This window comes from Micromonospora sp. NPDC002575 (assembly GCF_042889525.1).
Classification (GTDB): Bacteria; Actinomycetota; Actinomycetes; order Mycobacteriales; family Micromonosporaceae; genus Micromonospora; species Micromonospora carbonacea.
On the sequence record NZ_JBIARA010000025.1, the window covers coordinates 80,509 to 91,827 of the forward strand.

Consider the following 11,319-nt stretch of genomic DNA (forward strand, 5'->3'; position numbering starts at 1 on the left):
GCGGGCATGCCGCGCCGCAGCTCTCGCATGTTGCGGGGACGTTAGCAAGAGGTTGCAGATTCCGGAAGGGCTTGCAGAAAGGTACGCAAGAACTTGCCCGTGAGCTAAAGTGCCGCCATGCGCGCTCGACTGTCCGACATCGCCCAACAGGCCGAAGTCAGCGAGGCCACGGTGTCGCGGGTGCTCAACGACCGCCCCGGCGTGGCCCCGGAGACCCGGCAGGCCGTCCTCACCGCCCTCGACGTCCTCGGCTACGAGCGCCCGGCCCGGCTGCGCAAGCGCAGCGCCGGCCTGGTCGGCCTGGTGGTGCCGGAGCTGGAGAACCCGATCTTCCCCGCGTTCGCCCAGGTGATCGAGTCGACCCTGGCGCAGAGCGGCTTCACGCCGGTGCTGTGCACGCAGACGCCGGGCGGCGTCACCGAGGACGAGTACGTCGAGATGCTGCTCGACCGCCAGGTCTCCGGGATCGTCTTCGTCTCCGGCCTGCACGCCGACACCGCCGCCAACCACGACCGGTACCGCGCGCTGATCGCCCGGCCGCTGCCCGTCGTCATGATCAACGGGTACGTCCCCGGGATCGCCGCGCCCTTCGTCTCCTGCGACGACCGGGAGGCGACCGAGCTGGCCGTCGCCCACCTGGTCGCCCTCGGGCACCGGCGGATCGGGCTGATCACCGGCCCGGACCGGTTCGTCCCCGTGCAGCGCCGGGTGGCCGGCTGGCGGGCCGCCATGGCGCGCCTGGCGGGCGTGGCCGAGGCCGAGCTGGACGAGCTGGCCGAGCTGACCCTGTTCGGCGTGGAGGGCGGCGAGGCCGCCGCGGGGCGGCTGCTGGAGCGCGGCGTGACCGGCGTGGTCTGCGGCTCCGACCTGATGGCGCTCGGCGCGATCCGGGCCGCCCGCCAACGCGGCCTGTCCGTCCCCGGCGACCTGTCGGTGGTCGGATACGACGACTCGCCGCTGATGGCCTTCACCGACCCGCCGCTGACGACGATGCGCCAGCCGGTCACCGCCATGGCGGTGGCCGCCGTCCGGGCCCTGGTCGACGAGATCAACGGGCACGCCGCCCCGCACTCGGAGTACCTGTTCCGGCCCGAGCTGGTGGTGCGCGGCTCCACGGCGGTCGTCCGGCAGCCGGCCGCGCGGCAGCCCGCCGCCCTGGCCAGGAGCGCCGGCTGACCGCCGTCATTTCTTGCGCAAACCCTGCTTGACTCTTTCAGCTACGGGACGGCATTCTGCTCTGACCACCCGGTGGCACACCGCCGTGCCACGTGCCCCACGCCGTCCCGCGCCACAGAACGGGGATCGCCACCCATGACCGCCAGCACCCCCACGCCGCTGACCTCCGACGACGACTGGTGGCGCTCCGCGGTCGTCTACCAGGTCTACGTCCGCAGCTTCGCCGACTTTAACGGCGACGGCGTCGGCGACCTCCAGGGCATCCGCGAGCGGCTGCCGTACCTGCGCGACCTCGGGGTCGACGCGCTCTGGCTGACCCCCTTCTACACCTCGCCGATGGTCGACGGCGGCTACGACGTGGCCGACTACCGCGACGTCGACCCCATGTTCGGCACCCTGGCCGACTTCGATCACATGATCACCGACGCGCACGCGCTCGGCCTGCGGATCATCGTCGACATCGTGCCCAACCACACCTCCAGCGCGCACCCGTGGTTCGTCGCCGCGCTCGCCGCCGCCCCCGGCGCACCGGAGCGGGCCCGCTACCTGTTCGCCGAGGGCCGGGGCGAGCACGGCGAGCTGCCGCCGAACGACTGGGAGAGCATCTTCGGCGGACCGGCCTGGACCCGGGTCCCCGACGGCCAGTGGTACCTGCACCTGTTCGACCCGGCCCAGCCCGACCTCAACTGGCGGCACCCCGAGGTCCGCGCCGAGTTCGAGGACGTGCTGCGCTTCTGGCTCGACCGGGGCGTCGACGGGTTCCGCATCGACGTGGCCCACGGCATGATCAAGGCCGAGGGGCTGCCCGACGTCGGCTTCAACTCGATGACCGGCGGCCGTCGCCAGTCCGAGCTGCTCGGCAAGGGCCGGCTGCCCTACTTCGACCAGGACGAGGTGCACGAGATCTACCGGGCCTGGCGGCCGATCCTGGACAGCTACCCCGGCGGCCGGATGGCCGTGGCCGAGGCGTGGGCCGAGACGCCGCAGCGGCTGGCCCGCTACATCGGGCCCGACGAGCTGCACCAGGCGTTCAGCTTCGACTTCCTCGACGCCACCTGGTCGGCCGACTCGTTCCGCAAGGTGATCGACACCGCCCTGGCCGAGGCGGCCATCGTCGGCGCGCCGACCACCTGGGTGCTGTCCAACCACGACAAGCAGCGGCACGTCACCCGCTACGGCGACGGCGAGGTCGGCCTGCGCCGGGCCCGCGCGGCCAGCCTGCTCATGCTCGCGCTGCCCGGCTGCGCCTACCTCTACCAGGGCGAGGAGCTGGGCCTGCCCGAGGTGCTCGACCTGCCCGACGAGCTGCGCCAGGACCCGTCGTTCCTGCGCACCGGCGAGAGCCGGGACGGCTGCCGGGTGCCGATCCCGTGGAGCGGCGAGCTGGCCCCGTACGGCTTCGGTCCGGCCGGCAGCGAGCTGAGCTGGCTGCCGGCCCCCGCCACCTGGGCCGCCCTCTCGGTCGCCGCCCAGGCCGGCGCGCCCGGCTCGACTCTGGAGCTCTACCGCGCGGCGCTGCGCGCCCGGCGCACCCACCCGGCGCTCGCCCGCGACGCCGCCGGCGTGACCTGGCTGGAGCCGACCGGCCCCGGCGTGCTCGCGTTCCGCCGCACCGGCGGCGGCGCGGAGCTGACCTGCGTGGTCAACCTCAGCGACGCGCCGGTGCGGATCGACGGGTACGGCCGGCCGGTGGTGGCCAGCGCGGAGCTGACCGGGCAGGGCACCGGGCACGTCCTGCCGGTCGACGCCGCCGCGTGGTTCGAACGGCGCTGAGCCGGGTACAGCCCGCTGTGGACCCCTGGTCGTCCGTCGTGCCGCGCGCCGACGGGCGGCCGGGCAGCCGACCCCTTGTGGTGGGGGGTGAAGGTGGCGTCGGCGCCCCGTGGAGCTCCGCTCCGCGGGGCGTCGACGTCCATCGGGACGGCGCGGAGTGTCCCCGGTCACCGTCCACCCGGGAAGTTTCGGGGCCCCGGGCGACTTCCTGCATCCAGAAGCGCCAATCGCAGGGACAGGAGCCGGGACAATGGACACCGCATTCGACGCCCTCACCGTCGGCCGCCACACCCTCCGCAACCGGGTGGTCATGGCGCCCATGACGCGCAGCCGGGCGCACGGGCCCGGGGCCGTCCCGACGGAGCTGATGGCCACCTACTACGCCCAGCGCGCCGGGGCCGGGCTGATCGTCACGGAGGGCGTGCAGCCCTCGGCGGTCGGCCAGGGCTACCTGAACACCCCCGGCCTGCACACCGCCGACCAGGTCGCCGGCTGGCGGCGGGTGACCGACGCGGTGCACGAGCGGGGCGGCGTGATCTTCGCGCAGCTCATGCACGCCGGGCGGATCGCCCACCCGGACAACACCGCCCACGGCTTGGCCCCGGTCGGCGCGTCCGCCGTGCCGGCGGCCGGGACGATCGTCACCCCCACCGGCCCGCAGGAGTTCCCGACCCCGCAGCCGCTGGACGCCGAGGGCATCCGGGCCACCGTCGCGGACTTCGTCGCGGCGGCCCGCAACGCCGTCGACGCGGGCTTCGACGGGGTGGAGCTGCACGGGGCGAACGGCTATCTGTTGCACCAGTTCCTCGCCACCAACACCAACCGGCGCGACGACGAGTACGGCGGCGGCCCGGCCGGGCGTATCCGGCTCGTCGTCGAGGTGGCCACCGCCGTGGCGGAGGCGATCGACGCCGACCGGGTCGGGCTGCGGATCTCGCCGGCCAACCCGTACAACGACATCGCCGAGGACGACCACCGCGAGACGTACCTGGCCCTGGTCGACGCGCTGAACCCCGTCGGGCTGGCGTACCTGCACGTGGCCGAGGGGGCGGACACCGGGTTCACGCCCGTGCTGCGCGAGCGGTGGTCGGGGGCGCTGCTGCTCAACCCGTACACCCCGGGGGCCTGGACCGGGCCGGAGGCGCTGAAGCTGATCGAGAGCGGCGACGCCGACCTGGTCTCGTACGGCGCGCTGTTCCTCGCCAACCCCGACCTGCCCCGGCGGCTGGCCGAGGGCGGCCCGTTCAACACCCCCGACTACACGACCGCGTACGGCCGCGGGCACGAGGGCTACACCGACTACCCGGCGCTGCCCGAGCAGGGCTGACCCGGCATTCGGGCGTCCGGGCTGCTCCCGCTCGCGGTGCGGGAGATCCCGGTCGGCGTCGCGTACGCGACGTGATCCGGGCTGGGCCCGGCGGCGATCGTGGCGGTCGGGGCGGCGGGGTCAGCTCCCCTTCTCGGTGAGCAGCTTGGCGATGCGGGCGAAGCCGGCCCGCAGCTCGGCCTCGGCGGGCGCGGGGCGGGGCCCGGCCGGCTCCCCCGCCGCCTCGGCGGCTGCCTCCAGCTCGTCGTCGATGACGTCGTCGAAGTCGCCGTAGAGGTCGGACGCCTCGATCCGGGCCGCCTCGTCGGAGGCGGCGATGCGGGCGGCGGCGATCTCGCCGCGGATCTCGTCGGGCGACAGGGCGGGCACCAGGGGCTCCACCACGGCCATGAGCTGCTCCTCGGCCACCACCGACTCGGCGAGAGCCAGCGCGTGCGGGCGCTCGTAGGGGCCGCAGACCACCGGCTCCCACTCGTCGGCGTCGTCGAGCGGGCCGAACGTGATGATCCACGGCAGGCCGAGCATCGGCGAGTCGTCCGGCAGGTCCAACGTCACGAGTGCGCCCACGCGCTCATCATGGCCGCTCCTCACATTCACGTGTGAGGCATTTGCCCGAATTGGCCGATTGGTTGCGCGGGTCATCCCGCCCCGCCGGGCGTCCCCGGGCCGGTGTCCGCCTCGGCGTCGGCGTCGAGGTCGGCCGGCGCCGCCCCCTCGGCCAGGTCCACCACCCGGCCGTACGGGCTGGTCGCGGCCAGCGCCGCGCCGAACAGGACGAGCTGGTTGAGCAGGTAGAGGTAGAGCAGCAGGCCGACCGCGCCCGCCACCACCGTGTACGCCGGGTTCCGCTCGGTGCGCACCACGTAGAACCGCCCGACCGTGTTCAGCAGGGTGATGCCCACCGCGACGGCGAACACCACCGGCCGCAGCCGGCGGCGGCTCATCCGCAGCCGGGGCACCGCCACCAGCAGGGCGGTGGCCAGCACCGCGTTGACCAGCACGCTGAGCACGGCGCTGATCACGGTCAGCCCCACCGAGCCGGTGCTGCGCAGCAGGAAGCGCAGCAGCGACTCCAGCGCGTCCACGGCGGCCACCGACAGGCCGAGCAGGACGAACACCCCCACCAGCACGCCGAGGTCGACCAGCCGGCGCACCACCAGGTTGCCGGGCTGCTGGTTGAGCCCGTACAGCAGCCGCTGCGACGAGCGGATCGCCTCCACCCAGCCGATCCCGGTGAAGACCAGGATGACCAGGCCCACCACCCCGACGGTGTTGCTGCTCTGGGCGATCTGCACCGGGTCGAGGAAGGGCAGGTTCTCCTTGAGGAAGCCGGCCGCCGCGTCGCTGACGTCGTCGTTGTCCTCCAGGATCGCCCCGAAGATCGAGTACGCGACCAGGGCCAGCGCGAAGACCGCGAAGAAGCCGTAGTACGCGATCGCCGCCGCCAGCCGCCCGCCGAGCACCTCCGCGTAGAGGCTGCCGGCCCGCCACAGGTGGTCGAAGGTCCGCGACCGGCGGCGCGCCGCGCTCACCCGCCGGTCGATGCCGGCCTCGATCCGCCCGAAGACCTCCACGCCGTCATCCTCGCCGATCCGCCGCCCGCACGGGAGAGCGTCGCCGGCTCAGGACACGCCGAGCAGGAAGTCCCGGCGCGGCTGCCACCGGGTCTGACCGCTGTGCGAGAAGAGCGTGAACGAGTCGACCTCGAACATCGCCGAGAAGTCGGCCAGGTCCTCGTACGCCCGGTCCAGCGCCTCCGGCGCGACGTCCTGCGCCACCGTGACGTGCGGGTGGTAGGGGAACCGGGCCTCCCGGTGCAGGTCCGGGGACGCGTTGATGGCGGCGGCGAGCAGCTCGCACTCGCTGATCCCGGCGGCCACCGCGACGAACACCACCTGCGTCACCGGGCGGAACGTGCCGGTGCCCCGCAGGTGCAGGGTGAACGGCAGGTGCGTGGCGGCCACCCCGGCGAGATGCCGCTCGACCGCCGGCAGCGCCGCCGTCGGGATCTCGGTGGGCCCGAGCAGCGTCACGTGCGCGGGCACCACGAGCGGGTCCCCGGCCTCGACCCGCCGCCGGGTGAGCATGCCGCCCCACGGCTCCGGGATGTCCACCGCGATCCCGATCTGGATGGTGTCGCCGGCCTGCGGCGCCCCGTCCCTGCGATCCACGCTCCGCGCCACCCCTCCGGCCACCGGCCCGCCCGTCTCCACCCGCACCCGCCGCGCCGGGGCGGTCAGCCGAGGCGGACCGGCGGGAGGAACCCGACCCGCTCGTACGTCTCGTGCAGCGTCGCCGAGGCCACCGCGCGGGCCTTCTCCGCGCCCGCCGCGAGCAGCTTGTCGAGCTGCGCCGGATCGTCGAGGTAGGCCCGGGTACGCTCCTGGATCGGCGTGACGAACTCCCGGACGACCTCGCCGAGGTCCTTCTTCAGGTCGCCGTAGCCCCGCCCCGCGTACGCGGCGACCAGGTCGTCGATGCTGCGGCCGGTCAGCGCGGAGTAGATGGTGAGCAGGTTGGACACGCCCGGCTTGGTCTCGGCGTCGAAGACGATCTCCCGCCCGGTGTCGGTGACCGCCGAGCGGATCTTCTTGGCCGAGCGGGCCGGGTCCTCCAGCAGGTCGATGATGCCGGTCGGCGAGGACGACGACTTGGACATCTTGGCCGTCGGGTCCTGGAGGTCGGTGATCTTCGCGGTGTCCTTGACGATGTGCGGCGCGGGCACGACGAACGTCTTGCCGAACTGCGAGTTGAACCGCTGCGCCAGGTCGCGGGACAGCTCCAGGTGCTGCCGCTGGTCCTCGCCGACCGGGACGGCGTGCGCCTGGTAGAGCAGGATGTCGGCGGCCTGGAGGATCGGGTACGTGAACAGGCCGACGCTGGAGCGGTCGCTGCCCTGCTTCTGCGACTTGTCCTTGAACTGGGTCATCCGGCTGGCCTCGCCAAAGCCGGTGATGCAGCCCAGCACCCAGGCGAGCTGCGGGTGCTCGGGCACCTGCGACTGGACGAACAGCGTGCTGCGCTCCGGGTCCAGGCCGACGGCGAAGAGCTGCGCGGCGGCCACCCGGGTGCGCTGCCGCAGCACCTTGGGGTCGTGCCCGGCCGTGATGGCGTGCAGGTCGACCACGCAGTAGAACGCGTCGTGGGTGTCCTGCAACGCCACCCAGTGCCGCACCGCGCCCAGATAGTTGCCGAGGTGGAACGAGTCGGCCGTCGGCTGGATGCCGGAGAACACGCGGGGGCGGGCGGGTACGTCGGACATGCCGGCATTCTGTCAGCAACCCCCGGCGTACGTCATGACGGGCCGGCGGGTCGGCTCTCCGCCGCCGCCAGCGGGCCGGCGACCTCCCGCCGCGGCTCGGGCAGGCGCACCACGGAGACCGCGAGCCGGGACACCCGGCGGCCCTCCAGCGCGAGCACCCGCAGCAGCCACCCGCCGGGCGGGTCGTCCGGGTCCCGGTCGCCGCCGTCCGCCGCCGGCGGGGCCACCGGCACCTCGTCCCCCACCACCGGCAGCCGGCCCAGCGCGGCCATCACGTACCCACCGGCCGTCTCGTACGGGCCGGCGGCCAGCCGTACCCCGGTGCGCTCGGCGAAGTCGGCGAGGTTGAGCCGGCCGTCGACCACCGTGGGCAGGCCGGTCGGCTCCGGCTCGGGGTCGCCGTCGTGCTCGTCGTGGATCTCGCCGACCAGCTCCTCGATCAGGTCCTCGCAGGTGACGATGCCGGCGGTGCCGCCGTACTCGTCGACCACCACCGCCAGGTGGTGGCCCTCGCGGCGCATCTCGGTCAGCGCGGCCAGCACCCGCTTGCTGCCGGGCAGCCGCTTGACCTCCCGGGCCAGCTCGCCGACGGTGGTGCCCGGGTCGAGGTCGGGGCGCAGCAGCACGTCGCGCAGGTGCACGAAGCCGACCACGTCGTCGTGGGTGCCGTCGACGACCGGGTACCGGCGGTGCGTCTCGGCCCGGACCAGCCGCTCCGCCTCGGCGACGGTCATCGCGACCGACAGGAACACGACCTCGGTGCGGGGCATCATCACCTCGCGGACCAGGCTCGCCCCGGCGGCCAGCACCTCGTCGATGATCCGCCGCTCGTCGGCGTCGAGGACGGTGCTGGCGGCGACCAGATCCCGCAGCTCGGCCTCGCTGATCCGCTCCCGGCCGGCGGCGGGGCTGGCCCCGAGCAGGTCGGTGACCAGCCGGGTCGCGCCGTCGGCGGCCCGGACCACCAGCCGGGCGACGGCGCGGGCCAGGGGGCCCGGCTCGCGTCGGAGCCGCCCCGCCGGTCGCCGGCGGAGCCCGGGACCACCCGCTTCCCGCATGACAACTCATCGTAGGGCCCGCAACGGTTCGGCACAGGTCGTCCACCCAGAGTGATGGTGTGCGTATCTGTTCAGTCCTGAAAGATTGTGCTGGAATGGCGGTGCGGCGACCCTGAGCGCCGTCACGGCCGGCCGCCGTAGGGTGAGCGCGGACGGCCGCGGCGTGGCGCGGCCAGGCAGGAGGACCCCGACGTGAAACTGCTCGTCACCGGCGGTGCCGGCTACATCGGCAGCGTGGTGACCCGGATGCTGCTCGACGCCGGCCACGAGGTGGTCGTCCTCGACGACCTGCGCACCGGGCACCGCGAGGCGCTCGCCCCGGACGCCACCTGGGTCGACGCGCCCATCCACGAGGCGGCCCGGGTGCTCACGCCCGGGGCGGGCTTCGACGGGGTGCTGCACTTCGCCGCCCTCATCGCCGCCGGTGAGTCCATGGTCCGCCCGGAGCTGTACTGGCGGAACAACACCGTCGGCTCGCTCGCCCTGATCGACGCCGTCCGGGCCGCCCGGGTCCCCCGGATGGTCTTCTCCTCCACCGCCGCCGTCTACGGCAACCCGACCGAGCTGCCCATCCCGGAGACCGCCGTCAAAGCCCCCACCAACACGTACGGGGCCACCAAGCTGGCCGTGGACATGGCGCTCACCTCCGAGGCGATCGGGCACGACCTGGCCGCCGTGTCCCTGCGCTACTTCAACGTCGCCGGGGCCTACCTGCGCGGCGACGTCGCCATCGGCGAGCGGCACGACCCGGAGACCCACCTCATCCCGATCGCCCTCGACGTCGCCGCCGGCCGGCGGGAGAAGCTCCAGCTCTTCGGCGACGACTACCCCACCGTCGACGGCACCTGCGTGCGCGACTACATCCACGTCGAGGACCTGGCCCGCGCCCACCTGCTGGCGCTCACCGCCGCCGCGCCCGGCCGGCACCGCGTCTACAACCTGGGCAACGGCGCCGGGTTCACCAACCGGCAGGTCGTCGACGTGGTCCGCGAGGTCACCGGCCGGCCGCTGCCGGTCGAGGTGGCCCCGCGCCGCGAGGGCGACCCGGCCGAGTTGGTCGCCTCCTCCGCCCTGGCCCGCGAGGAGCTGGGCTGGACGCCCGAGAAGCCGACCCTGCACGACATGGTCGGCGACGCCTGGGCCTTCTACCGCACCCACGTCCTGGAGCGTCCGTGACCGACCCCGCGCACCCCTCGCCCCCGCCGGCCGACGTCGCCGCCCCCGCGTCGGCCAGGGATGTCACCTCTCCCGCGCCGGCCGGGGAGGTCGCCGACCGGGCCGCCGCCGGCTTCCGCCACCGGTACGGCGCACCCGCCGCCGGCCGCTGGGCGGCACCCGGCCGGGTCAACCTGATCGGCGAGCACACCGACTACAACGACGGCTTCGTGCTGCCGTTCGCGCTGCCGCTGCGTACCGTCGTCGCCGCCGCCCCCGACGACGGCGACCGCTGGACGGTCTGGTCGGAGCTCACCGGCGACGAGGTCGGGTTCGGCGGCGACGAGGTGGCCGCCCCCGGCCGGGTCGCCGGCTGGGCCGCGTACGTCGCCGGGGTGGTGTGGGCGCTGCGCGAGGCCGGCCACCGGGTGCCCGGCGCGCGGCTGGCCATCGCCTCCGACGTGCCGCTCGGCTCCGGGCTGTCCTCCTCGGCCGCGCTGGAGGCCGCCGTGCTGGCCGCCCTCGTCGACCTCGGCGGGCTGGACCTGCCGGCCGAGGGGCGGCCCCGGCTCGCCCAGCGGGCCGAGAACGCCTACGTCGGCGCGCCCACCGGGATCATGGACCAGTCGGCGGCGATCCGCTGCCGCGCCGGGCACGCCCTCTTCCTCGACTGCCGCACCGAGGCCGTCGAGCACATCCCGTTCGACCTGGCCGCCGCCGGGCTGGCCGTGCTGGTGATCGACAGCCGGGCCCCGCACCGGCACGCCGACGGCGAGTACGCCTCCCGCCGCGCCGCCTGCGAGAAGGCTGCCGGGCTGCTCGGGGTGCCCGCCCTGCGCGACGTGGCCGCCGCCGGCCTCGACGACGCCCTCGCCCGGCTCGGTGACGACGAGACCCGCCGCCGCGTCCGGCACGTCGTCACCGAGGACCAGCGGGTGCTCGACGCCGTGGCGCTGCTGCGCGCCGGCCGGGTCCGCGACATCGGGCCCCTGCTGACCGCCTCCCACGCGTCGATGCGCGACGACTTCGAGATCACCGTGCCGGAGGTCGACACGGCGGTCGAGGCGGCCCTGGCCGCCGGCGCGTACGGGGCCCGGATGACCGGCGGCGGCTTCGGCGGCTGCGTTCTCGCCCTGGTCGACGCCGACCGCGCCGACGCGGTGGCCGACGCTGTCACGACCCGGTACGCCGAGCGCGGCTTCCGCGCCCCCGGCTTCCACCGGGCCACCCCGGCCCCCGGCGCCCACCGCTTGTAAGGAAGGGCCCCTTGTTAACGCATTCTGCATAGCAAGGGGCCCCTGTTAACAACGCCGGGCGGCGACCGGCGGGTGCCGCAGGAGGTCAGGCGGCCTCGACGATCATGCCTGCGCCGACGGTGCGGTTGGTGGCCTCGTCGATGATCACGAACCCGCCGGTGGTGCGGTTGCGCCGGTACTCGTCCGCCAGCAGCGGGATCGTCGTGCGCAGCCGCACCCGGCCGATCTCGTTGAGTTTGAGTTCGGTGGCGGTTTCGTCGCGGTGGAGGGAGTTGATGTCGAGGCGGTAGTGCAGCCCCCGCACGATCGCCC

10 protein-coding genes and 1 pseudogene are annotated in these 11,319 nt (G+C 74.4%); 5 read left to right on the forward strand and 6 right to left on the reverse strand.

The features are described from left to right. Positions 1-117 precede the first annotated feature (117 nt). The 3 genes from ACFYWL_RS27845 (at position 118) to ACFYWL_RS27855 (ending at position 4,276) form a co-directional block, all read left to right on the forward strand. Positions 118-1,176: a LacI family DNA-binding transcriptional regulator gene (locus ACFYWL_RS27845; RefSeq protein WP_386978573.1), complete on the forward strand. Its 1,059-nt coding sequence runs from the start codon at positions 118-120 to the stop codon at positions 1,174-1,176. Positions 1,177-1,311: 135 nt separating this feature from the next. Next, entirely contained in the window at positions 1,312-2,949 is a 1,638-nt protein-coding gene (locus ACFYWL_RS27850) for a glycoside hydrolase family 13 protein (RefSeq protein WP_386978576.1), read from the forward strand. Between the two features lie 250 nt (positions 2,950-3,199). After that, positions 3,200-4,276: an alkene reductase gene (locus tag ACFYWL_RS27855; RefSeq protein ID WP_386978580.1), complete on the forward strand. Its 1,077-nt coding sequence runs from the start codon at positions 3,200-3,202 to the stop codon at positions 4,274-4,276. 120 nt (positions 4,277-4,396) lie between these two features. Here ACFYWL_RS27855 and ACFYWL_RS27860 read toward each other — a convergent pair whose 3' ends face one another. The 5 genes from ACFYWL_RS27860 to ACFYWL_RS27880 all read right to left on the reverse strand — a co-directional run bounded on the left by ACFYWL_RS27860 (position 4,397) and on the right by ACFYWL_RS27880 (position 8,596). Further along, positions 4,397-4,843 (reverse strand): hypothetical protein, encoded by a 447-nt coding sequence (locus ACFYWL_RS27860; protein WP_043961810.1) that lies wholly within the window; start codon positions 4,841-4,843, stop codon positions 4,397-4,399. 71 nt (positions 4,844-4,914) lie between these two features. After that, positions 4,915-5,850, reverse strand: coding sequence for a YhjD/YihY/BrkB family envelope integrity protein (locus ACFYWL_RS27865; protein WP_386978585.1), 936 nt, complete (start codon positions 5,848-5,850; stop codon positions 4,915-4,917). A 48-nt stretch (positions 5,851-5,898) separates the two neighbouring features. Beyond that, complete coding sequence (locus tag ACFYWL_RS27870) at positions 5,899-6,489, reverse strand: 2'-5' RNA ligase family protein (protein WP_386978619.1); 591 nt, start codon at positions 6,487-6,489, stop codon at positions 5,899-5,901. 23 nt (positions 6,490-6,512) lie between these two features. Next, positions 6,513-7,538, reverse strand: coding sequence for a tryptophan--tRNA ligase (trpS, locus tag ACFYWL_RS27875; protein ID WP_386978588.1), 1,026 nt, complete (start codon positions 7,536-7,538; stop codon positions 6,513-6,515). A 32-nt stretch (positions 7,539-7,570) separates the two neighbouring features. Next, the gene (locus tag ACFYWL_RS27880; RefSeq protein ID WP_386978591.1) at positions 7,571-8,596 is read right to left on the reverse strand and encodes a hemolysin family protein; all 1,026 of its coding nucleotides are present in this window, start codon (positions 8,594-8,596) and stop codon (positions 7,571-7,573) included. Positions 8,597-8,788: 192 nt separating this feature from the next. Between ACFYWL_RS27880 and galE the strand changes: the two genes are divergently transcribed. Continuing rightward, positions 8,789-9,772, forward strand: coding sequence for a UDP-glucose 4-epimerase GalE (gene galE, locus ACFYWL_RS27885; protein ID WP_386978594.1), 984 nt, complete (start codon positions 8,789-8,791; stop codon positions 9,770-9,772). Further along, positions 9,769-11,007, forward strand: coding sequence for a galactokinase (galK, locus tag ACFYWL_RS27890; protein WP_386978597.1), 1,239 nt, complete (start codon positions 9,769-9,771; stop codon positions 11,005-11,007). Before galE ends, galK begins: the two co-directional genes overlap by 4 nt. An 85-nt stretch (positions 11,008-11,092) precedes the next feature. Here the strand turns inward: galK and ACFYWL_RS27895 are convergent. Next, positions 11,093-11,319 (reverse strand): annotated as a pseudogene (locus ACFYWL_RS27895) (sulfate adenylyltransferase); the annotation flags it as partial.